Origin of the sequence: Brevundimonas sp. PAMC22021, from assembly GCF_019443405.1 — a bacterium.
In the GTDB taxonomy this organism is placed as follows: domain Bacteria; phylum Pseudomonadota; class Alphaproteobacteria; order Caulobacterales; family Caulobacteraceae; genus Brevundimonas.
Window position 1 is genome coordinate 1,759,595 of sequence record NZ_CP080376.1, and the last position, 21,431, is coordinate 1,781,025.

The 21,431-nt window shown below is 69.5% G+C and carries 20 protein-coding genes; 10 read left to right on the forward strand and 10 right to left on the reverse strand.

All coding sequences use genetic code 11. The annotated features are described in order from the left end of the window. Positions 1-44: 44 nt before the first annotated feature. A complete protein-coding gene (locus tag KY493_RS08665) occupies positions 45-1,577 on the reverse strand; it encodes a hypothetical protein (protein WP_255567834.1) in 1,533 nt (510 codons plus the stop codon). Between the two features lie 308 nt (positions 1,578-1,885). On the opposite strand from KY493_RS08665, the gene KY493_RS08670 reads away from it, so the two are divergent. Both KY493_RS08670 and KY493_RS08675 read left to right on the forward strand, forming a co-directional pair. Continuing rightward, on the forward strand, positions 1,886-2,377 hold the full coding sequence (locus tag KY493_RS08670) for a sigma-70 family RNA polymerase sigma factor (RefSeq protein WP_255567835.1): 492 nt from the start codon (positions 1,886-1,888) through the stop codon (positions 2,375-2,377). Positions 2,378-2,517: 140 nt separating this feature from the next. After that, a complete protein-coding gene (locus KY493_RS08675; RefSeq protein ID WP_219895972.1) occupies positions 2,518-3,501 on the forward strand; it encodes a ferritin-like domain-containing protein in 984 nt (327 codons plus the stop codon). A 75-nt stretch (positions 3,502-3,576) separates the two neighbouring features. On the opposite strand, the gene KY493_RS08680 is transcribed toward KY493_RS08675, so the two are convergent. After that, on the reverse strand, positions 3,577-4,419 hold the full coding sequence (locus tag KY493_RS08680) for an outer membrane protein (protein ID WP_219895973.1): 843 nt from the start codon (positions 4,417-4,419) through the stop codon (positions 3,577-3,579). A gap of 198 nt (positions 4,420-4,617) precedes the next feature. Between KY493_RS08680 and KY493_RS08685 the strand changes: the two genes are divergently transcribed. Then, complete coding sequence (locus tag KY493_RS08685) at positions 4,618-5,277, forward strand: hypothetical protein (protein WP_219895974.1); 660 nt, start codon at positions 4,618-4,620, stop codon at positions 5,275-5,277. Between the two features lies 1 nt (position 5,278). Here KY493_RS08685 and gspD read toward each other — a convergent pair whose 3' ends face one another. From gspD to gspG, 5 genes are read right to left on the reverse strand one after another with little or no spacing between them, the layout of a single operon-like run. Next, positions 5,279-7,282 carry a type II secretion system secretin GspD gene (gspD, locus tag KY493_RS08690; protein WP_219895975.1) on the reverse strand — a complete coding sequence of 668 codons (2,004 nt, stop codon included), beginning with the start codon at positions 7,280-7,282 and terminating at the stop codon, positions 5,279-5,281. 9 nt (positions 7,283-7,291) lie between these two features. After that, on the reverse strand, positions 7,292-8,185 hold the full coding sequence (locus tag KY493_RS08695) for a type II secretion system protein N (protein ID WP_219895976.1): 894 nt from the start codon (positions 8,183-8,185) through the stop codon (positions 7,292-7,294). After that, positions 8,182-8,553 (reverse strand): type II secretion system minor pseudopilin GspI, encoded by a 372-nt coding sequence (gene gspI / locus KY493_RS08700; protein ID WP_219895977.1) that lies wholly within the window; start codon positions 8,551-8,553, stop codon positions 8,182-8,184. Before gspI ends, KY493_RS08695 begins: the two co-directional genes overlap by 4 nt. Further along, positions 8,550-9,023, reverse strand: a complete 474-nt coding sequence (locus KY493_RS08705; RefSeq protein ID WP_370627301.1) for a GspH/FimT family pseudopilin — start codon at positions 9,021-9,023, stop codon at positions 8,550-8,552. The genes gspI and KY493_RS08705 overlap by 4 nt, the downstream gene beginning before the upstream one ends. A gap of 7 nt (positions 9,024-9,030) precedes the next feature. Next, entirely contained in the window at positions 9,031-9,477 is a 447-nt protein-coding gene (gspG, locus tag KY493_RS08710; RefSeq protein ID WP_370627303.1) for a type II secretion system major pseudopilin GspG, read from the reverse strand. Between the two features lie 76 nt (positions 9,478-9,553). On the opposite strand from gspG, the gene gspL reads away from it, so the two are divergent. Genes gspL through KY493_RS08730 form a run of 4 tightly spaced genes read left to right on the forward strand, consistent with a single transcriptional unit; the run spans position 9,554 to position 13,929 of the window. After that, on the forward strand, positions 9,554-10,705 hold the full coding sequence (gene gspL / locus KY493_RS08715) for a type II secretion system protein GspL (RefSeq protein ID WP_219895979.1): 1,152 nt from the start codon (positions 9,554-9,556) through the stop codon (positions 10,703-10,705). Beyond that, positions 10,702-11,208, forward strand: a complete 507-nt coding sequence (gspM, locus tag KY493_RS08720) for a type II secretion system protein GspM (protein WP_219895980.1) — start codon at positions 10,702-10,704, stop codon at positions 11,206-11,208. Before gspL ends, gspM begins: the two co-directional genes overlap by 4 nt. Further along, a complete protein-coding gene (gene gspE, locus KY493_RS08725; protein WP_219895981.1) occupies positions 11,205-12,701 on the forward strand; it encodes a type II secretion system ATPase GspE in 1,497 nt (498 codons plus the stop codon). The genes gspM and gspE overlap by 4 nt, the downstream gene beginning before the upstream one ends. A gap of 1 nt (position 12,702) precedes the next feature. Beyond that, positions 12,703-13,929, forward strand: coding sequence for a type II secretion system F family protein (locus KY493_RS08730; RefSeq protein ID WP_219895982.1), 1,227 nt, complete (start codon positions 12,703-12,705; stop codon positions 13,927-13,929). A 10-nt stretch (positions 13,930-13,939) separates the two neighbouring features. Here KY493_RS08730 and KY493_RS08735 read toward each other — a convergent pair whose 3' ends face one another. After that, complete coding sequence (locus KY493_RS08735) at positions 13,940-14,680, reverse strand: hypothetical protein (protein WP_219895983.1); 741 nt, start codon at positions 14,678-14,680, stop codon at positions 13,940-13,942. Between KY493_RS08735 and KY493_RS08740 the strand changes: the two genes are divergently transcribed. The 3 genes from KY493_RS08740 to KY493_RS08750 all read left to right on the forward strand — a co-directional run bounded on the left by KY493_RS08740 (position 14,626) and on the right by KY493_RS08750 (position 19,137). After that, positions 14,626-15,297 carry a type II secretion system protein J gene (locus KY493_RS08740; protein ID WP_370627304.1) on the forward strand — a complete coding sequence of 224 codons (672 nt, stop codon included), beginning with the start codon at positions 14,626-14,628 and terminating at the stop codon, positions 15,295-15,297. The two genes, KY493_RS08735 and KY493_RS08740, sit on opposite strands and share 55 nt — an antisense overlap. Further along, the gene (locus KY493_RS08745; protein WP_219895985.1) at positions 15,294-16,142 is read left to right on the forward strand and encodes a general secretion pathway protein GspK; all 849 of its coding nucleotides are present in this window, start codon (positions 15,294-15,296) and stop codon (positions 16,140-16,142) included. The genes KY493_RS08740 and KY493_RS08745 overlap by 4 nt, the downstream gene beginning before the upstream one ends. 190 nt (positions 16,143-16,332) lie before the next feature. Next, complete coding sequence (locus tag KY493_RS08750) at positions 16,333-19,137, forward strand: TonB-dependent receptor (protein ID WP_255567836.1); 2,805 nt, start codon at positions 16,333-16,335, stop codon at positions 19,135-19,137. Between the two features lie 85 nt (positions 19,138-19,222). Here the strand turns inward: KY493_RS08750 and KY493_RS08755 are convergent, their stop codons facing one another. Both KY493_RS08755 and KY493_RS08760 read right to left on the reverse strand, forming a co-directional pair. Next, positions 19,223-20,623, reverse strand: a complete 1,401-nt coding sequence (locus tag KY493_RS08755) for a phosphoesterase (RefSeq protein WP_219895986.1) — start codon at positions 20,621-20,623, stop codon at positions 19,223-19,225. Between the two features lie 99 nt (positions 20,624-20,722). Then, positions 20,723-21,370, reverse strand: a complete 648-nt coding sequence (locus KY493_RS08760; RefSeq protein ID WP_219895987.1) for a helix-turn-helix transcriptional regulator — start codon at positions 21,368-21,370, stop codon at positions 20,723-20,725. Positions 21,371-21,431: the final 61 nt, after the last annotated feature.

Consider the following 21,431-nt stretch of genomic DNA (forward strand, 5'->3'; position numbering starts at 1 on the left):
CGGCGGCGTGACTGCCACGCCGCCGGCTTTCACGCTTCAGCGGATCAGCAGGTGGCGCCGGCGGTCAGACCGCAGGTCCAGCCCTGCCACCAGGTGTCGGCCGAGTTCCGGACCGCGCCGATGTAGGTCACGCTGTCGAAGAAGCTGTAGATCGGCTTCGGATCGATCGCCGTGACCGCCGTTTCGTTGGCGCCGTTGATGAAGGCGAGGTTCTGGTTGGTGATGCTCGTGCCCGAGGGCGCGGTCAGGGTCGATGTTCCGTTCGCCGTCACATTGGTGTTGCGGGCGTTGGTGAACACCGCGGTCGAGCGAGCGGCGTTGGCCGGACGGTAGGCGATGCTGCAGGACATGTAGATCGAGCGCAGCGAAGGCTGGGCGTTGCCATCGAAGCTGGTCTGGGTGTCGACATCGGCGATGTCGAAGCAGCCGGCGGTCGAACCCGCGACGCTGGTCGAGACGATGTTCAGCAGCGTCGGCTGCGTGCCCGTGTCGAAGTGCATCACGGTGTGCGCATCGATCGGCGAGCTGCGGCCCACGAGGGTCCAGTTCGCGATCTTGGGCTGGGCCAGGTAGCGCGACGCATAGGCCGTGGTCGTCGGGGCGGCCGAGAACTCGAAGCCCGCCGAACGGCTGGTCGAGTTCGGCGCGCGCTGGGTGACGATGCCGAACTGGGCGCCGCCGCGCCAGCCGGTGTCGGTGTCCAGGCCGTCGTCGTCCGCGCCGTTTATGACGATGTACTTCAGGTTGGCGTTGCCGCCGAAAATCTCGATGCCGTCATCCGAGCTGTTGTAGACCTGGACGTGATCGATGGTGGTGCCCGAGCCGACGCCGGCCAGCGTCAGGCCCTGCAGCTCGTTGCCGACCGAGACTTCGAAGCCGGAGTACTTGATCTGGACGTAGCGGAAGCGGCCCGAGTTGTCGGTCGCCGTGGCGCCGCCGTAGAACACGGCCTGGCCGCCTTCAACCGTGCCGGTGCAGGTCACGGGAGCCGTCAGCTGGCAGTTCGCCTGGGGCGCGCGGCCCGCCATGATGATGCCGCCCCACTGGCCCTGCGAGCTCTCGGTGGTCTGGCCTTCGACGTTCTGGCGGCTGGTGAAGATGATCGGGTTTGTCGCGGTGCCTTCGGCGTAGATCTGCGAGCCGCGGTTGATGATCAGGGCGTCGCCGCCGCTGGAGGCGAACACGCGCACGCCCGGATCGATCGTCAGGATGCCCTGAGAGCCCGTGGTCGAGGCGGGATCGATGCCGCGATCGACGCCGACGTTCACGGCGCCCGAGATCGAGTAGATGGTGCCGGCGCGCACCGACAGGGTCAGGTTGCCGGTGACCTGCTGCGGCAGCTGGCAGTTACGCAGCGTGCCGTTGGCCACGGTGCCGACGTTGGCCAGGCCCGTGGGGCAGTCAGCCGCGGCTTGACCCGTTCCGGGGTTCGGGTTGGTCGGGTTCGTCGGCGTGGTCGGCTGGTTGCCGAAGTCGCCTTCGCCCGGCGAGGCCACTTCCGAAGAGCCGCAGGCGCTGAGCGCGAGCGCGCTGGCGGCGACCGCGAGGAGAGTTTTCAGTCGAAGGTCGATCATCATCGGTCCCACCGTGTCTGGTCAGATTTCATCGACAGGTGACGGCCGGAACCCATGCTCCGAACCACGAAGCCGTGGCGCCCCTCCTGCCCGTGCCCTGCCTAGAGCGACGATGTGACGGCGACGCTGATCTAGCGTGACAGTTGCAACGAGATTTCTTGAAGTTATGGCGCAGCTTTTGTGAAGGCTTGCGGAAGGATTTCGCGTCAAGCTTTGCGGGCGTTCGCTTGAGGCGCCTCAAGCGCATTTGTTTGAAGCCAGATCGACAAAACCCCCGTAGCTGGTCAGGCGCACGCGAAATGGAGTCGCCCTTGTCGTCCTTCGAGAAGCTTCTTCTTGAGCAGACCTGCGCCGTTCGCGCCTATGCGCTGATGCTCAGCGGCGGACGGGCCGAGGCGGACGACCTGGTCCAGGACACGTTGGAAAAGGCGCTGCGGGCGCGAGATCAGTTCGCCGCCGGCAGCAACATGCGCGCCTGGCTTCTGACGATCCTGCGCAACACCCACTCCAGCGACTGGCGCCGCTCCCGCCGCATGGTGGCGGACATCGATGGCGCAAACGCCGCCCGGTTGTCGGTTGAAGCCGTCCAGGTCTGGCGCACGGAATACGCCGAGGCGCTGGCGGCCATAAACCGCCTCGATCCCGAGTCGCGGCACGCGCTTCTGCTGATCACCGCAGGCCTCACCTATGAGGAGGCGGCGATGGCCTGCGACTGCGCGCTTCGCACACTGCAGAGCCGGGTCCGGCGAGCCAGGGCGCGTCTGGCCGGCCAATTGCAGGCCGAAGACCTGGAGGACGCGTGACTGCGCCGGTTCGAGTTGGGGCGCCGACTGGCTTTGGGGACCACCCCATGGCGTCGCGCCAAGATATTTCTTGCTCGGCGGATCATTCACCGCGGCTCGCCACTTTCAACTACGGGCCATAATCTTAGGAGAGAAGCACCATGTCCAAACTCGACCTTCTGGAAACGCTTGAACGCCGCAGTGAGAAACAAGAGGAACGCCGCCGGCTGTTCCGCCTGGGCGGAGGCTTCGCCGTGGGCGCGGCCGCCGGCGCGGTGCTCAGCGCCTGCGGAAGCTCGGCGGGTGACGCGGTGGCTCAGAACCCGCCGGCGACCGACAACGATCCGGCCGTCCTGAACTTCGCGCTGAACCTCGAATATCTCGAGGCCCAGTTCTACTCCTTCGCGGCTTTCGGCACGGGCCTGGCCGACGCCGATCTGGGTGGACAGGGCACGCGCGGCGCCGTGACCGGCGGTCGCGCCGTTAACTTCACCGATCCGGTGGTGCGCGCCTACGCTCGTGAAATCGCCAATGACGAGATCGCGCACGTTCGCTTCCTTCGTTCGGCTCTGGGTACCTCGGCCGTTGCGCAGCCGGCCATCGACGTGGGCGTGGGTCCGAACAGCGCCTTTTCGCAAGCGGCGCGCGCCGCAGGCCTGATCTCCGCAGGCCAGACGTTCGATCCCTACGCCAACGATGAGAACTTCCTGCTGGCGGCCTATATCTTCGAGGACGTGGGCGTGACCGCCTACAAGGGCGCCTCGCCGCTGATCAACAGCAAAACCTATCTGGAGGCCGCTGCGGGGATCCTGGCCGCCGAAGCCTATCACGCCGGCCTGGTGCGTACGGTGCTGTATTCCAAGGGTCTGGCCACGCCGTCGCTTCGCACGGGCGCCAACGCCATCTCGGACGCGCGCGATTCGCTGGACGGATCGTCGCGCCTGGATCAGGGCATCACCGGCGACCGCGGTCTGCCCGCCGACACCGCCGCGTCGAACATCTTCCCGGGCGACGCCAACGCCATCGCCTTCAGCCGCACGACCGGCCAGGTGCTGAACATCGTCTATCTGACGGCGGCGGTCGCCACCGGCGGCGGCTTCTTCCCGTCGGGCGTGAACGGCACGATCAACCGCTCCGGCGCCTGATCGTCTCACCTTTGAGAAACGGAAACGGCCGCCGGGAAACCGGCGGCCGTTTTGTTGTTCAAGCCCGAGTTTCGCTCAGAAGCGATAGGCCATGCCGATGCGTACGGCGTGGACTCGAAACTCCTCGGCGGTGCGGGCGATGTCGGTGCCGGCCGTGTTCAGGGGCAGGATGAAGGGATTGGTTGCCGGCGCCCCGCCACGGCTGACGCGCACCACGAACGGATCATCGACGTCCAGCGAGGTGTAAAGATATTCAGCGGTGGCGCTGAGCCTCGGCGCCAGACGCCATTCCACGCCGCCGCCCGCCTGCCAGCCGTCGGCGTCGGTCTCGTCGTCGTTGGTGGTGGAGAAGGCGTTGACCGTGTTTGAGGTCGTGAATCGATTGTCGATCCGGCCCATGGCGTAGCCGCCCGTGCCGTAAAGCAGCGCCGGTCCGATCGCATAGCCCGCCCGCAGGCGCGCCGCGACCATTCCCTGCAGGTTCCGCTTGAAAGTGTAATAGGCGGGCGTGGTGCTGAAGCCGGTCACGCTGTCTTCGGCCGTCGAGGTGCTGACCTCGGCCAGGGCGCCGACGACGAAGCTGCCGAACTGCTGATCATAGCCCACGCGCAGAGCGGCCTCGACGCCCTCCTTGTCGTCGTCGCATCCTTGCGCCGCCTGGGCGCCATTGGCCGATCCGCCGCAGAAGCCGGGCGAGAAGGCGTCCGCGCCGGGAACCGTCACCACCGCGTCGTCGAACTGCCCGTCGAAATCGCGATCGAACACCAGGCGTTCGCCGCTGCGATCCTTGGTTTGCAGCCCGCCGCCCAGAATGCCGACTGAAAGTCCCGTCCAGTCCCGGTCTGTCTGCGCCATCGCCGGTGATCCGCCGATCACCATGGACGCCAGCGCGGCTCCCGCCGCCAGAGTTGCTCTCATGATTGTCCCTCCACTAAGAGGCGCAAGACGCGCCGAGCCTCAACTCGCCGCCCGCGACGAATGATGCGGGAGGCCGACAAAATAACGCCGCCGCGTCTTCGATGCACGCTTTCAACAAACAGGAAGGCGAATGAGCCGCCCGACATGAAACTCTCGTCGAGGCAAGCTAGTGTGGGTCGGAAGCGATCGAGGCGAAACATGACAAACAAGGCCCGAGCACTGTTGGCGGCCGCTCTGCTGGCGCTTTCCGTACCCGCTCTGGGCCATGCGGAGCCGCTGTCGGACGCGCCGGTGGACGACACGCCCCGACGCTATCTGATGATGCTGCCGGAAACGCCTGTGTCGGAGATCGCCGAGGAGGTGCTGGGCGAGACGCTGGGCCTGCCTGTCACGACCGACGAGGCGATCGACGTCGCCATGCCCTTCCGCATCGACGGTCAGTACACGCCCAAGCAGCTGGCGCGCGAACTCGGCTATCGGCTCTGGAACGTGGACGTGGCCTTGATCGAACAGGCGGGCGGCGACTTGAAGCTGATCCCCGCCGCCGCGCTGGCCGGCGCCGTGGCCGGCGGAGCGCAGGTCGTCGCGCCGCTGGCCATCACGCCGCCGGCTCCGACAGCTGAGCCTGCCGCCCGCACGCCGATCGTCTACGGCCAGGATCGCTTCGGGACCCGCGACCTGGCCCTGCTGGCGCTGGGCTGGCTGGGCGGCGCGGCGAGCCTCGGCGCGCTTATCGCCGTCCGGCGCCGCCGTCAGCCGCAGCGAGCGACGGCGCCCGCCGCCCTGCTGCCCGCCCCGCACTTCGAAACGGTCGAGATCAAGGCGGACGCCTTCAGCATCCCCGACCGCGCCGCCTAGCCTATTCGCTGGCCGGCGGCTCCAGGGCGTCCGGATGCACGGGCGCGCCGGTGACCACGCCTTGCGACGTACGCAGGCGGTCGTAGCGCTGGCGCGCGCCTGCCCGCACATCCTCGGCGTCGCGCAGGATGGTCGGCCTCAGGAAGATAAAGAGAGTGCGGCGCGTTTGGGTATTGCGACGCGCGCGGAACAAGCCGCCGACCCCTGGCAGATCGCCCAGCACCGGCACCTTGCTGTCGGCGCTCTGGGCGTCGTCGGTGATCAGGCCGCCCAGGGTGATGGTCTCGCCATCGTCCGCCAGCACGGTGGTCTGGATGCTGCGGCGATTGGTGATCAGGTCGGCGGCGCCGGCGACCGTCGCGTTGACCAGCGACGACACCTCCTGGCTGACCTCCAGCCGCACCACGTCGCCGTCATGAACGCGCGGCACGACGCGCAGGGTCACGCCCACGTCCTCGCGCGTGATGGTGGTGAAGGGATTGGTGGTGTTGCCTTCCGTCGCAAAGGCGCCGGTGCGGAACGGCACGTTCTGGCCGACCACGATCTCGGCCGGATTGTTGTCCAGCACCGTGACGCTGGGCGTCGACAGCAGGTTGGCGCTGGAGGTCTGGGACAGGGCCTGGAGCAGCAGGCCGAAGTCGCCCCGGCTACCCGCCGCCAGGTTGGCGCCCTCCGACACCGCCCCGCCGCCCGGCACGCCCAGGACCGAAAGTATCTGCCCCAGCGACGCGCCCACGGTGGTGAAGGAGGTGCCGCCGATCACGCCGCTTTCAGGCACGGCGCCCCCGACGGCGAGTTGCACGCCCAGCCGCTCGCCCAGTTCGCCGGTCACCTCGACGATCGCCGCCTCGATGGTGACCTGCGGCCGACGCACGTCCAGCTCGACGACGAGGTCTTCCAGCATCTGCACGGTCGCGGGCGCGCCGCGCATGACAATGGCGTTCAGCTCCCCGGCCGATTGCACGGTGACGTCGTTGAGGGCGAACCCCTGCGGGGTGCTGGCCGGCTGGCCCGAAGCGGCCGTGCTCTGGGCCGGCGCGGTCTCGCTGGATGCGGACAGGGCGCTTTCTGAGCGGCTCGCGGCGCTGAGGCTGGCCAGGCCGGTCCGGCGCAGGCTGCGGCTGACCGGATTGGTCGCCGTCGGCTCGGCGCCCATCAGACCGCGCACGATCTCGACCACGCTCTCGGCGTCGGCGTTGCGCAGGCGCACCACGCGGGTGACGGGCGTCGCGCCGCCCGGCCGATCCAGCGCCGCCACGAGACTGCGGACCTGGGCGATGTCGGAGGAGTCCCCGCGCACCAGCAGGGTGTTGCTGCGTGCGTCGGCGGCGACCCGCGCGCCGCCGCCTTCTTCGCCGAGCAGCGTCCCCAGCGCCGCCGCCACGTCCTCGGCCGAGGCGTGCTCGAGCGGCAGGGTGGCGAAGGATTCGCCGCCGCCCGTGTCCAGCGACCGCGCGATCGCCTCCACCCGCCGAACGTTGTCGGCATAGTCGGTGACCACCACGGCGTTGGGATTGGTCACCGACTCGATAGTGCCGAACGAGTTGATCAAGGGCCGCAAGGCCCTCACCGCCTGGTCGCCCGGCAGGTTGCGCAGGCGGATCAGGCGCGTGACCACCTGCTGGCTCGATCCCGCCGCCCCTCCGGCGGAGGCGCCGTTCTGCACCACGGTCGCCTGCGGCACGATGCGCCATACCGCGCCGCTGCGCACCGCCGCAAAGCCATAGGTCCGCAGCACCGACAGGAACAGCTCCCACACGCCGGCGGACGACAGCGGCTCGGCCGAGACCACGGTCACCACGCCGCTGACATTAGGATCCAGCACCAGGGTGCGTCCGGTCAGGCGCGAGATCTGTTCGGCCACCTCGCGGATGTCGACGCCGCGCATGTTGACCACGACCTCTCCGCCGGCTGGCGCCGCGACCTGGGTGACGCCGACCGAGGGCGGCGCCGCGAGCGTCAGGGCCAACAGGCTGACCGTGCAGAGGCGGAGGGTGCGTTTCACGATGTGCGCCTATCTTAGCGGAAAGGTGAGCGTGAGGGTTCGGCCGTCGCGCACGATCTCGACCCGCGCGCTGCCGGCGGCGGCCGCGCGTTCGAACAACTGCTGGTCGGAGGCGAGATCGCCCACGGGACGGCCGTTCAGCGAACGGATCAGATCGCCGGGCCGCAAACCTGCGCGCAGCAGCTGCGCCGGCGCGTCGGGGCCGAGGCGATAGCCGTCCGAAGTCGCGCTGACGCCGGCGGACTGCAGCGCCGCCGCCGGATTCGCAGGCGCTGCGGTCGCAGGCGCCCGGCTCGCTGGGCCGGAGGAGCCGCCTCCGCCAGAGGCCGCCAGCGCCGTGGCGATCGGAGAGGCCGCCGCCAGGGCCGCCGCAGCCTCGGGGCTTGGCGGCGCCTGTGTGGGCGCGGGCGCCGTTGACGTGGCGGGCGCCGCCGCCGCTGAAGCGCCCGCGAGACGCGGAAAGGTCAGGGCCTCGCGGCGACCGCCGACGTTCAGGACGACGACATCAAGCTCGATGCCCTCGATCACCGCCGAGCCGATCGGCGCCTCCCCGATCGAGAAGTTGCGGGGCGCCGCTTCGCCCACCGCGATCAGGGCGGTGGACGCTTCAGGCGTCGCCGCCAGGATCACGCCCTTGAGCACCAGCCCCAGGCTGGTGGGCGGCAGGCCGGATGCGCCGACGCCGGCCCCGCCGCCGAAGGGCGCCAGCGCCAGGATGGCTGCGAGCCCGCCGTCACCGCCGCCCACCGGCGGCAGCCGATCCGGCGTCTCGATCGTGCTGCGGCCATCGTCCCAGCCGGTGAGGCGCCACGTCAGGTGCGCCAGGGCCAAGCCTACCGAAGTGACCGCAACGAGGGTGCTCAGGCGTATCCAGAAACGTGCGGTCAGCGGACCACGGATCATGCCGACGCCTCCGCATCGATAAAGCCGCTGAGGCGCGCCAGCGAGGCGCCGCCGCCTTCGCGCGACACCGCGATCTCGACGGCGATCAGGTCCGGATCGTCGGTCGCCCGGCGCGCCACATCGATGCGCCAGCGCCGGCCCAGCATCTCGACCTGCGCCTGAGCGGCGGCCGGATCCCCGAGGTTCAGCTCGGCCAGGCGGTTCTCGGCAATCCACTGCGCCGTGACGCGATCCTCCAGCCCGCCGACACTGTCGATATGGGCGCGCGTGGCCAGCAGCAGGCCGGTCGAGGCGACCGCCAGCACGAACAGGGCCACCATCGCCTCCATCAGCGAATAGCCCTGGCGCTGCGTTCTTTCGCGCCTCATCCGGCGAGCCCCTGCGCGGCCAGCGGCGCCGCGACGGCGTTCAGGCCGTCGAACCGCACGCTCCAGCCGCCGTCCTCCTGACGCAGCACAAAGGTCACGGGGGGTGCTGCGCTGTCGGGATCGATCAAGGCCGAGGCCGCGCCATCCGGGCCGGCCAGGCGCACGCCGTCAGAAAGCCGATGGGGTTCGGCCAGCGCGGCCGACGGCGTCCCCGCGCCTTCGAAGCGATAGGCGCCGGGGGTCCAGGCAATGGCCATGGGCCGGCCGCTGACCAGCACCTCGTCGGCGGCGAGCTTCAGCCGGTCGGCCAGCCGGTTAGCCTCCGTCTGCGCCCCATCGCCGCGCCGCAGCGAGCCGAGACCCAGCACCACGACGCCTGCCGACACGCCGACGATGGCGAGCACCACCAGCATCTCGACCAGGGTCATCCCCTCGCGCCGTCTAGGACCTTTGCGCCCCGCGCACGTCATCGGGCGATCAACGCGTCCGTTCGGTCAGATCGGCGTCCAGGCCCTCGCCGCCGGCTTCGCCGTCCTTGCCGTAGGACAGCAGGTCGTAGCGCCCGTTCTGACCGGGGCTGCGATAAACATAGGGGCGGCCCCAGGGGTCAGTCGGCGCCTCGGGCAGATAGCCTTCGCTGCTCCAGTTCGCCGGCGCAGGCGGCTGGGTGGGACGTTCCACCAGGGCGCGCAGGCCCTGCTGCGTCGTCGGATAGTCGCCGTTGTCGAGCCGGTACATGCGCAGGGCCGCCGAGATCGTCTTCAGATCGGTCTTGGCCACCGTGACGCGCGCCTCGTCGGGACGGCCGATGACGTTGGGCACGATCAGCACGGCGACCAGCGCGATGATCGCCAGAACGACGATCATCTCGACCAGCGTCAAGCCCTCGCGCCGCGCGAGGCGACACCTGAATCGTTTCGGCACTTCAACACGCCCCGTTGCAGTAGCGATCTCTCGCGTGAGGCTGCTATAGCGTCGTCGAGCTTGGGAACAAAGCCAAATGCAGAGTGCTTCGCATGCGCACGACTTGGGCAAGGCGCGGCGTCATGTGACCGGTCTGTGTCGCATCGTCGATGATCGCATCGACGAGGTCGATCCGATCTATGACGGACCGGTGACAGTTCTGGTTCCGTCCGAGGACGTTCTTGTCTTGGCCGTGGATCTGCCCTTCGCCTCGCGCCGCCAGCGAGAGGCCGCCGCTCCCTTTGCAGTCGAAGGCCTGATCGCCCAGCCGCTGGATCAGGTGCATGTCGCCCTGGGCATGGAGATCGCGCCGTCGAGGCACCTTTGCGGGGTCGTGCGGCTGGATGTGATGGCGCGCTGGACGGCGCTGCTGGACCAAGCTGACCTGGATCAGGTCGTGCTGACGCCCGACGCCCTGATGCTGGCGACGCCGCCGACGGGCGCCTGGCGGCTGGTGATCGATGACGGCCGCGCCCTGGTGCGCACCGACGACGGCGCGGGCTTCGCCATCGACCTGCAAGGTCTCTCCGCCGCCTGGCAGATCGCCGGGCGTCCGCGCCTGCTTCCCGCCGGCGACCCCCTGCCCGAGCTCATGCGCGAGGGCGTGGACGACAGCACCTTTGAACTGAGCACCAGCGGCAAGCCCCTGCTGGTCACGCCGCCGCTCGACCTGCGCCAAGGCGCCTTTACAGGCAGGCGCGCCCGCCCGGCGTCGCTGGCGCGCACCCTCAGCTTGATCGCGGCGGCGGCCGTTGCGGCGCACCTGGCGATCCTTGTCGCGGACACCGTGGCGCTGGATCGTTCGGCGGACCGCGAGGAGGCCGAAACGCGTCGGCTGCTCGCCGCCCGCGCGCCGGGCGCCGAAAGCGAGCCCGATCTGGCGGCGGCGGTGGACCGCGTCGCACCGGAGGTGTCCGCCGCCACCGGCGGCCCCTTCATCTCGACGCTGAGCCGGGTGTCGGGCGCCCTGCCCGGCACGCGCACGAGCTTTCGCGCCATCACCTATGCGCCGGCCCAGCCGCTGAAGCTCGCGGTGTCCGCGCCGGACGCCGCCGCCCTCGACGCCGCCGTCAGGGCGTTGAACCAGACGGGCCTGCAGGCCACACCACGGATTGATGCGGTCACGGGCGGCGCGGGCGCGGGGCTGAACGCGGCCGTGTCTGTGGCTCAGCGGGGAGGTCAGCCATGACCCGCGCCACCCTGATCGCCGTTCCGCCGGTTCACCGCGCGGCGCTGGCCTGGATAGAAGGCCGCTCCCGGCGCGAGCAGCGGCTGCTTCAGGTCATGGCGGCCCTGCTTGTTCTGGCGGTGGCCTGGTACGGGGTCGCCCTGCCGCTGATGCGTGCGCGAGAAGCCGCCACGGCGCGGATAGAAACCGCCGCCCGGTTGCAGAGCCGTCTTCTGACCGCACCCGCCGGAGCGAGCCCGGGCGCCGCCGTTCCCGCCGCGATCGAGGGCGGCCTCGCCGAGGTGGTGACGCAGCGCGCTGCGGCGGCCGGCCTGGCCGCGAGCGCCGTTGAAGACAGCGGCGACGCCTTGGCCTTCTCGATCGACAACGCCCGCTACGACGCCGTCATCCCCTTTGTCGCCGCGCTGGAGGGCATCGACGGCGCCGTGATCCAGAGCCTGCGCATCGAGGCGGCCGGCCAGCCGGGCCTGGTGCGCGTGCGGATGCAGGTGAGCCGACCATGAGCGCCGAACTGTTGGAAACCTCCGCCGAGCCGATCGCCGCCGCCCTGCCCTATGGCTTCGCGCGTCGCAACGGCGTGATGATCGAGGAGGGTCCGGACGGCGCCGTCTGCCTTCATCGCCGCTCGGCCCCGCTGTCGGTGCTGCTGGAGGTGCGGCGCCTGCGCGGCTCGGCGGTCCGCTACGAGGCGGTGGACGACGAACGGTTCGACGCCCTGCTGCGGGAACAGACCGGCGTCGCCGCCGGATCGGCCGCCGACATCGCCGCGAGCGAGGAAGACCTGGCGGCCCTGGCCGAGGACGCCGCCGCCGTCGACGACCTGCTGGACAGCCGCGACGACGCGCCGGTCGTGCGCCTGATCAACGCCATCCTGCTGGAGGCCATTCGCGAGGGCGTGTCCGACATCCACATCGAGGCGGAGGAGCGGCGTCTGGTCGTGCGCTTCCGCATGGACGGGGTTCTGCGCGAGGTGCTGTCGCCGCCGCGTGCGCTGGCGCCGCTGCTGGTCAGCCGCATCAAGGTCATGGCCCGGCTCGACATCGCCGAGAAGCGCGTGCCCCACGATGGGCGCGTCACCCTGCGCATCGGCGGGCTGGATGTGGACGTGCGCGTCTCGACCCTGCCGACCCAGCATGGCGAACGGGTGGTGCTGCGTCTGCTGGATCGGGGGACCACCGGCCTGGACCTCACGCACCTGGGCATGTCGGGGCGCGACCTGGAGGTGTTCGAGCGGATGATCCGCCGCCCGCACGGCATTATCCTGGTCACCGGTCCGACCGGCTCGGGCAAGACCACGACGCTGTATGCGGCCCTGACGCGGCTGAACGACCGCAAGCGCAACATCATGACTGTCGAGGACCCTGTCGAGTACGCGCTGGACGGCGTCGGCCAGATGCAGGTCAACAGCCGCATCGACCTGACCTTCGCTCGGGGCTTGCGCGCCATCCTGCGTCAGGACCCGGACGTCATCATGGTGGGCGAGATCCGCGACCATGAGACGGCCGAGGTCGCGGTGCGATCGTCCATGACCGGCCACCTGGTGCTGTCCACCCTGCACACCAACAGCGCGGTGGGCAGCGTGACGCGCCTGATCGACATGGGGGTGGAGCGTTATCTGCTGGCGCCGATGCTCACCGGCCTGATCGCCCAGCGGCTGGTGCGTCGCCTGTGCCCCGAATGCCGCCGCGAGGACGTGGCCACGGCGGCTGACGCCAAGCTGACCAACGATGCGGTGCCCGTTGGCGCCCGCGTCTTTCGTCCGGTCGGCTGCCCGGTCTGCCGCCACGACGGCTACAAGGGGCGCGCGGCGCTGTACGAGGTGGTCGAGGCGGACGCCCGCATGCAGGCCATGGTCCACGACGGCCTGTCCGAGGCCGATCTTACCCGACACGCCCGCACGCTGGGTCCCTCCATCCTCGACGACGGCGTGGCCAAGGTCACACAGGGCCTGACCTCGGTCGAGGAGCTGGCCCGCGTGATCCACGAGGACGGCTGAGATGGCGCTCTACGCCTATCAGGCCGTGGACGCCTCGGGTCGCGCCCTGAGCGGCACGGTGGAGGCCGGCAGCGACGTCGCCGCGCGCGGCATGGTGCGGGACCTCGGCCTGCTGCCGACCAAGGTGACGGCCCAGGCGCGCGCCGGCGAACGGACGGGCGGCCGAGCCTCCATCGGCCTGTTCCGCCGGCGCGTCTCGGCCAAGAGCCTGGCCGCCGCGACCCGCCAGCTGTCGACCATGATCAGCAGCGACATCCGCATCGAAGAAGCCATTCGCGTCGTCGGTCAGGAGCACGCGACCCAGGCCGTCGGGCCCGTTCTGATGGACGTCGCCGCCGCCATCGTCGAGGGCCACAGCCTGACGGCGGCGCTGGAGCGGCATCCGCGCACTTTTCCGGAGTTCTATCGCGCCTCGGTCGCGGCCGGAGAACAGTCGGGCCGTCTGGCCGAGGTCCTGGCCCACCTGACCGAGTTCGTCGCCAACCGGGAGAAGACCGCCCGCAAGATCCAGCTAGCGCTGCTCTATCCCGCCCTGCTGGCGGTGGTGTCGGGCCTGATGATCACCCTGCTGATGATCTACGTCGTGCCGGACATCGTGAAGGTGTTCGTCAATCGCGGCGCCGAGCTGCCTCTGCTGACGCGCGCGCTGATCGTGGTGTCCGGCGGCATCCAGACCTATGGCATCGCGGTCCTGATCGTGGCGGCCGTGGCCGGTCTGGCGCTGAACCGCTGGCTGGCCGTGCCGCATGTGGCGCTGAGGTTCGCACGGCTGCGGCTGACCACGCCGCCGCTGGCCGGGTTCGTGCGTCAGCTGAACGCCGGCCGCTTCGCCGGCAGCCTGGCCACCCTGGTGCGCAGCGACGTGCCGCTGGTGGAGGCGCTGAAGGCCTCGGCCGCGGTGACCCCCAACCTCTATGTCCGGGAACGCGCCCTGCATGTGGCGCAGCGCGTGCGCGAGGGGGCCTCCCTGCGCCGCGCCATGACCGAGGCCGACGTATTTCCGCGCCTGCTGCTGGCCGTCGTCGCCAGCGGCGAGCAGAGCGGCCGGCTGGGTCCGGGGCTCGAGCGCGCCGCCGCCGACCTGGAGCAGGAGCTGGAAGGTCTCGTCGCCGCCATCGTCGCCCTGGTCGAGCCGATGGTCCTGCTGGTCATGGGCGGACTGGTGCTGCTGATGGTGCTGGCGATCCTGCTGCCCATCGTCAACCTGAACAACCTGGCCGGTCTGTGACCCGAGCCGCCTACAGCCGGGTCTCCAGCGTCACCGGCGTGACGCCCGGCAGCAGGCCGGCCGCGCCCGGCTGGACCGACACGGTCACCGCGCCGTCGCGGGTCGCGCGGGCCGAGGCGATCGTCGCTCCGTCGGGCCCCGTCGCGGTGATCGCGGAGCCGTCGGCGCCGGAGGACAGGCTCGCCGACAGCGGCGGCGCGGGCTGGGCGGGGCCGCCGGCCTTCGGGGCGCACGTTCCGGCGCCGCTTTGCAGCCGCCCCTCGCCGCTCGTCCCTCCGCGCAGGGCGAGGTTCGTCGCCGACACCCGCAGATCGCCATCGCAGACGAACGGCAATTGCGGCGCAAGCGCATTGAGCAGCCGCATCGAGCCCGCGCCCTCAATGCGGCGGATCACCGCCCCGCTCGGGCGGACGGAGACGTCGCCGGCGATATCCGTGTCCGGTCCGCGCACGCCGACATCGGCCACGCCCGACAACGACACAAGCGAGGACAACGGCCGCGTGCTCCACCCGGCGGCAAAGCCGGGCTCAAGCGCCGCCTCGCCCTTCCACACCGTGCCGACCACATCACGCTCGTCGCCCAGCGCGGCCTCGGCGGGCAAAAAGAGCAGCAGACCCGCCAGATACGCGCCGACGCCGGAGGCCAGCAGCACCAGTCGCCAGGGCGTGACCTTGACGTACAGGCGCTCGAACTGAAATGCGCCGTCGCCGCGCCGCCCATCGCCGTCACGAGGACGCCAAACCCGGAACATGCCCTGCCTCTTCGCCCGCGATCGAGGCGGGGACTAAAGGCCGGATCGCGCGCGGGCGCAACGGCTTCACCCTGATCGAGGTGATCATCGCGCTGTCCCTGTTCGCCCTGATCGGGGTGGCGGGCTTCAGCATGCTGTCGGGCGTGCTGCAGACGCAGGAGCGGACGGACGGACGTTTGCGCCGGCTGTCCGACATCCAGCGTGCGGTGTTCGTGATCTCGGCCGATCTGGATCAGGTCAGCGGCCGCATCGACGGCGACGGATCGAGCCTGACCTTCCAGAAGACAGATCTGTCCGGTCGACCGGTCGTGGTCCGTTACGCCCTGCGCGGGCCGGAGCTGTTTCGCACCGTCTCGGGTCCTCTGGGCGAGCGGGACCAGACCATTCTGAGCGGCGTGCAGTCGCTGAGCTGGACCTACCACCAGCGCGGCTTGGGATGGTCGCCCAGCCCCCCGCCGCCGCCGGCCCCGGTCGATCCCCTGGCGCTGCCGGGCTTCGTCCCGCCCCCGCCTCCGCCGCCGATTCAGGCGGTGGCCATGGACCTGCGGCTGCTGGGCGTCGATGGGCGCGAGGCGACGCTGAGGCGGGTGATCCGCACGCCGGAGCTGGCGCCGTGAGGCGGCCGCTGTCGCAAGCCCGCGAGGGCATGATCCTGCTGAACGTCCTGGTCATCGTGGCCATCGCGGCGGCGGCGGTCGCGGTGATGATCGCGGCGCAGGACATCGAGGTGCAACGCACCATCCGCCTGCGCGATGCGTCGCAGGCCCAGGCCTACAGCCGGGCGGGCGAACTGTCGGCCGTGGTGGCCCTGCGTCGCGACGGCGTCTCCGCGCCGACGCTGGACGCCTACAGCGAGCCCTGGGCCGCGATCGCGCAGCGACCGATCGCCATCCCGAACGGCCGTTTCGCCCTCGCCGTGGTCGACGAGCAGGCGCGCTTCAACCTGAACAGCCTGAAGTCGGGCGACGCCATCGAAGCCTCGCGTTTCGCCCGCATCGCCCGCGAGCTGGGCGTGTCCCAGCCGGGCGTCGTCGCCATCGCCGGCGTGATCGCGGCCGTCGGTCCCCTGCAAGACGAAAGCCTGCTGCGCACGGCCGGTGTCGATCCCGCCGATCTGGAGCGCCTGCGCCCGTTCGTGGCCTTTCTGCCTGAAGACGCCGGCCTCAACCTGAACACCGCCTCCCCTGAACTGCTGCGCCTGCTCCTGGAAGACGCCGATGCGGTTCGCCGCCTGGTCGATCTGCGCAACAGCAAGGGCGCCCTTGCCGAGGCCGACCTGGCGACGCTGGGGCTGCAGAATGTCGGCGGGCTGACCTCCAGCCATTTCGCCGTCGTCACCGACGTGCGGGTCGGCGACGTGGAGCAGCGGGTGCAAAGCCGCCTGGCGCGAACCATCACTCCGGAGCAGGTGACGGTGTCCGTGTCCTCGCGCCGGCGCATCGACGCGGGCAGCGGCGCCTAAGGCCCATTCGCCTCCGCTCGCGGCCCCGACCGCCCGCTCCTGTCGCAAAGCTGTCCAGCGACATTCGCAGAAGCTCAACTTTGCCGTTGTGGTCGCGTCACGCTGGCGTGGTCTTGGCTCCGCCCCGGGGGCGGGCTGATCGCACGATGATTCATGCGCCGCTGTTCATTGATCCAAGCGGAGAGCCAACATGTCCGATCCTGCCGTCGTCACCCGCCCGTCTCGCCGTCTTCGTTCGGCGCGCCTGATGTCCACCGCCGCCGCAGCCGCCATCTTGGCCGCGCCCGCCTGCGTCCTGGCCCAGGAGGCGCCGACCACCGAACTGGACGAGATCGTCGTCACCGGCTCTTTCGCCCAGAGCCTGGAAGATGCGCTGAACATCAAGCGTCGCGCCGCCTCGATCTCGGACGCGGTGTCGGCCTCCGACATCGGCAACTTTCCCGCCGTCAATGTGGCCGAAGCTCTGCAGCGGGTGCCGGGCGTGTCCATCTCTCGCGAGGCGGGCGAAGGCCAGTTCGTCTCGGTCCGTGGCCTGGGTCCAAACTTCCAGTCGGTGACGCTGAACGGCGCGCCGATCGCCTACAATGAGAACGTCCGCAACTCGGACCAGAGCGGCCGTCAGTTCCAGTTCCGCGTCATCCCGGCCGACCTGATCTCGGCCATCGTGGTCACCAAGGCGCCCACCGCCGATCTGATCGACGGCGGCATCGGCTCCAACATCGACATCCGCACCGCCGACGCGCTGGAAACCGAGCCGTTCCTGACCGCCCGCCTCTACACCCACTATGAGAACCGCACCGAGGAGCACACGCCGAACGGCTCGATCTCCGGCGGCTGGCGCAACGCCGACCGGACCTTGGGCGTCATCGCCGGCCTGTCGCTGGCCACGCGCGACGTGCAGTTCGATCGCGTGCAGACCACGGGCTACACCAACCGCGTCATCGCCGGCGCCACCGTCGCCGTGCCGAACGAAATCCAGCTGACCCTCGAGCGCGAAGAGCGCGAGCGCGTCAGCGCCATGGCCGGGCTGTCGTGGAAGCCGACCGACGCCCTGGCCGCGCGTGTGGACGTGCTCTATTCGCGCTTCAACAACATCATCGACGAGGACCGGATCAGCTTCGGGCTCGGCGGCCGATCGGATTTCGCGGCCCGGCTGGCGCCCGGCAGCGCCCGCGTGGTGGACGGCGTCCTCTACGCTGGCCAGATCAACGGCGGCCGCATCGACCGCAACGCCGAATATTCGGAACAACAACACGAGAACCTGTCGATCCAGGCCCAGGTCGACTGGGATGTCGCCGGCTGGACCATCACGCCGTCGCTCAGCTACTCGGAAGCCATCTCCGAACTGCCGGTGCCGCTGCAGCGCATCTCGGGCGGAACGGCCGAGAACCCGGCCGGCCTGACCTACAGCTACGACTTCGGCGCCGACCCCGTCGGCAACCGTCGGTACACCTCCGTCCTGACCAACCTGGACTTCGGCAACCCGGCCTCGACCACCGTCAGCGCCTACCGGACGCGTCCGATCAACTCGGAAGACGACGACACCACGGCCCTGCTGAACATCGGTCGCGACCTGGACATGGACTTCGGCGGCCTGAGCTTCGCCTCGGTTCAGTTCGGCGGCCAGTACACCGACCGTTCGCGCGACTATCAGCGCCGCGACCGCGTCCTGACGCTGCGTCCGGGACTGAACGTCAACACGCCGGAGTTCCTCAACGAACAGCTGCCCACGAACGCCTTCGACCAGTCGATCCGCAACCTCTACAATATGGGGCTGACCTATAATCGCGACCTGTTCGGCCGCTCCTACATCATTCCGAACGAGTCCGACGACACCAATGCGCAGTCGGAAGACCTGGTCGCGACCGGCGCCGACCTGCAGCAGTCCTACGGCGTCGACGAAGAGATCACCGCCCTGTACGGCCGCGCCGACTTCTCGGCCGATCTCGGATCGATGCCGCTGGACGCCAACCTCGGCCTGCGCTGGGTCTCCACCGAGACTTTGGTCAGGGGCACGCTGCTGACCGCCGGCCGCAACGCCGCCGGCGCGGTGACCACCGTGGTCAATCCCCAGACCTTTGAAGGCTCCTACGAGGAGTTCCTGCCCAGCCTGAACCTGAACCTGGAACTGCGCGACAGCCTGCTGCTGCGGGTCGGCGCGTCGCGCACCCTGACCCGTCCGTCTCTGGCCGACCTGCGCACCGCCGTGGTGCCGAACAGCTCGCTGATCACCCAGGTGTTCCTGAACGGCCAGACGGCGCTGGACGCCGCGGCCCCCAGCGTCAAGGTCGGCGTCGGCGGCAATCCGGAACTGAGCCCCTACACCTCGGTCAACTACGACGCCTCGCTGGAGTGGTATTTCGACGACTTCGGCGCCCTGTACGGCGCGGTGTTCAAGAAGGACATCTCCAACTTCATCGGCGGCGTCGCCCGCAGCGAACAGATCTTGTTCGCCACCCAGGCCGGCCAGACCCTGACCGCGGACCTGCTGATCACCCGTCCGCAGAACATCGGCGACGCGTCGGTCGAAGGCATCGAGTTCGGCGGATCCTACAAGGTGGACTGGGGCCTCGGCATCGCCGCCAGCGCCACCTTCACGGACTCCGAAGCCGAGGTTGAAGCCACACCGGGCAACCTCATCAACGCCGGTCTGCAAGGGGTGTCGGACACCAGCTTCTCGTTCAGCCCCTTCTTCGAGCATGGACCGTTCGAGGTGCACTTCAGCTACACCTATCGCTCCGACTTCACCGCCAACGGCAACATCACGCCGGGCTCCAACGCCGTGATCGACGAGAACTCGGCGATCGTCGCCGACGGCTTCGGCACGCTCGACTTCGGCGCCTCGTGGCAGGTCAACGACACCTTCCAGATCTTCGCGGAAGGCACCAACATCACCGATGAGCGCCAGGCAGTGTACCAGGGCAGCGAAATCCGTCCCTTCCAGGTCCAGGAATACGGCCGCAGCTTCAACCTGGGCCTGCGCGCGACCTTCTAGGACGGGCGACGCCAGAACGACAAAGGCCCCCTTCCGATGGCGGAAGGGGGCCTTCTTCTTACCCGTTGCTTGCAGCGAGGCCGCGTCAGCGCGGCTCCACGAACAGCGGATTGCTGTAGAACCACAGATCCGACCACGGGTCCTCGCCCGCCGGATCGGCCGCAGGCTCCAGTTCATCCCCGCTGGTGCCGCGCACCCGCAGGTAAACAGGCCCAAGCGGTGCGGGCATTTGCCAGCGCACGGTCAACACTTCGCCCTCCCGCGACCAGTCCGAGGGGGTGAAACGCTGGGCGACACGCGCGGTTGGATTGCCGTCTGCGGTGCGGTCCTTGGCCGGCCCGGTCACCTCCCCGACGATCAGGTCGATGCGCTTGACCTCGGGCGTACGGCCTCCGGCATTGGCCCCAGCCGGATCGCGAAGGCGGATGGTGACGTTCACCGGCTCGCCCGACCCCACCAGGGTCTCGCCCGATGCGACCGTCCGCCCGCCGCTCGAGGCCGTCACGTCCAGTTCGGAGATGAGGTCCCCGGTGACGACGAACACACGCCCGGCCCTTAAGCCCTCCAGGATGGCGTCCGGGTCGCGCGTCGCCTTTACATAGGTCTTGGAATATTCCCCAGGCCAGAAGTCGTCGCCGCCCTCGCTCCAGTGGCGGTGGGAATCGGACGTGGCCGTGATCCACCACCGCCGGCCTTCGCCAAGCAGAGCGTCCCAGACGCCGCCGACCGTCGCCGTCATCTGGTCGAAACCGCCCATGGTCGGGGAGCGACGATAGATGCCGCGTTCGCCGTCCGGTTTCAGGCTCGTCGCCTGGTGCCCCGGCGCGCCTTCCATGCCGATGATCACGCGCGGCGCCGCGTCATGCCAGTCGCGCAGAGATCCCGCATCATGCTCGCCCCAGACGCCGACGCCGGTCGCCGAGCGCGACGGGTGATTGGCGATCACGACCGGTCGGGGCGACATGCCGTCCATCTCGCGCAACGCCTCCAGCATCACCGCGCGGGTGTCGCGGGCGGGGTTCGCCGGCCAGGGCTCGCGCGTGCCGTAGGACGCCTCGATGCGGCGCAGCATCTCGCGCTCGCCGTCATGCATGGGGATGATCAAACTGGAGTGTTCGCTGCCCGGCGTGTCGAACTCCATGCCGTAGAACTGGATCACGCCCGGGGTCGTGCGGCGCGACTCCAGAAGTTCCGGATAGGCCAGCTCATAGTTCATGACGGAGTGGCGCGGTCCGCCGTGATCGGTCGACACCATCCAGGCCAGGCCGTAGCGCCCGGCCGCCTCGCCGTTCTGGATGATGGTGTGCGGCCCATCGCCACCCAGCGTCGGAACCGGCGGCGCGTCGGGATCGGCGGGGTCCGGCTTGTAGGTGGCGCTGAACCGGCTGTGAACGTGGTGGTCGCCCGCCAGCCACTCCGCCTGGCCCGTGACATCCGCCCCCCCGGCGAGGCCAATGACGAGCGCCGCCGTCGAGATAAGCGTCATGCAAGTCTCCATTGCTGCATGACAGCGGTGTTAGCCCAGCTCCATGACGGCTTGGCGTCAGAGGCCCAGTCGGCCCGAGCGTTCCTGGAGCATGCCGCCTCAGATGCCCGCGAACGCCGAGGCCATCGCGTAGAGTTCGTCGCGACTGGTCACGTCGAGCTTTCTGTAGGCGTGCTTGATGTGGGTGCGCAGAGTTTCCATGGAGATGTCCTGCCGCTGCGCGATGCGCCCGGTCTCCAGCCCCGCCAGCATCATTGTCACGATGCGCGCCTCACATGGCGTCAGATGGTGCGCCTGAAGCATGACGTCATAGCTGATGGACGCCTCCATGGGGCAGAACGTCACCCCGATGCTGGCGTCGTCTTCCGGCGCCAGAAGCTGAACCCGCAACAACCAGTGTCTGCCGGTTTGCGACACGATGGCGGCGACCTTGGCCTCCTCTCGCGCGGTTCTCAGCATCCGGTGAAGAAGCGCCGACCCGTCCTCGCTGAGGCAGATCAGCAGGTTGTTGGACTCGCAGAAGTGCTCGCCGTCCTCCAGCATCCGGCGCGCCGCTTCATTGGCCCAGGCGATGCGCCCCGAACGGGAAACCAGCACTCGGCCCCTCGGATCGGCGTCCAGCCAAGCCGCCATGGCCCGCACGTGCATGAACAGCGCCCCGAGACGCGCGTCCGTCTCCGTGTCTCGACCGCCCAACGCCCTGATGAACGGTTCGCGCGTCGCGCCCTCGATGATGCCGTCCCTCACGCGGCCCTCCTCGCCTACCCTGCGCCGCAGGCCCTGACCTCCCGCGAGGCATGCCTGAAGA

Bases quoted from the DNA above. Each gene is read 5' to 3' on its own strand.
- KY493_RS08665 (WP_255567834.1), bottom strand. From the start codon at position 1,577: ATGATGATCGACCTTCGACTGAAAACTCTCCTCGCGGTCGCCGCCAGC.
- KY493_RS08675 (WP_219895972.1), top strand. From the start codon at position 2,518: ATGTCCAAACTCGACCTTCTGGAAACGCTTGAACGCCGCAGTGAGAAA.
- KY493_RS08680 (WP_219895973.1), bottom strand. From the start codon at position 4,419: ATGAGAGCAACTCTGGCGGCGGGAGCCGCGCTGGCGTCCATGGTGATC.
- KY493_RS08685 (WP_219895974.1), top strand. From the start codon at position 4,618: ATGACAAACAAGGCCCGAGCACTGTTGGCGGCCGCTCTGCTGGCGCTT.
- KY493_RS08695 (WP_219895976.1), bottom strand. From the start codon at position 8,185: ATGATCCGTGGTCCGCTGACCGCACGTTTCTGGATACGCCTGAGCACC.
- gspI (WP_219895977.1), bottom strand. From the start codon at position 8,553: ATGAGGCGCGAAAGAACGCAGCGCCAGGGCTATTCGCTGATGGAGGCG.
- KY493_RS08705 (WP_370627301.1), bottom strand. From the start codon at position 9,023: ATGACGTGCGCGGGGCGCAAAGGTCCTAGACGGCGCGAGGGGATGACC.
- gspL (WP_219895979.1), top strand. From the start codon at position 9,554: ATGCAGAGTGCTTCGCATGCGCACGACTTGGGCAAGGCGCGGCGTCAT.
- gspM (WP_219895980.1), top strand. From the start codon at position 10,702: ATGACCCGCGCCACCCTGATCGCCGTTCCGCCGGTTCACCGCGCGGCG.
- gspE (WP_219895981.1), top strand. From the start codon at position 11,205: ATGAGCGCCGAACTGTTGGAAACCTCCGCCGAGCCGATCGCCGCCGCC.
- KY493_RS08730 (WP_219895982.1), top strand. From the start codon at position 12,703: ATGGCGCTCTACGCCTATCAGGCCGTGGACGCCTCGGGTCGCGCCCTG.
- KY493_RS08740 (WP_370627304.1), top strand. From the start codon at position 14,626: ATGCGCCGTCGCCGCGCCGCCCATCGCCGTCACGAGGACGCCAAACCC.
- KY493_RS08735 (WP_219895983.1), bottom strand. From the start codon at position 14,680: ATGTTCCGGGTTTGGCGTCCTCGTGACGGCGATGGGCGGCGCGGCGAC.
- KY493_RS08750 (WP_255567836.1), top strand. From the start codon at position 16,333: ATGTCCGATCCTGCCGTCGTCACCCGCCCGTCTCGCCGTCTTCGTTCG.
- KY493_RS08755 (WP_219895986.1), bottom strand. From the start codon at position 20,623: ATGACGCTTATCTCGACGGCGGCGCTCGTCATTGGCCTCGCCGGGGGG.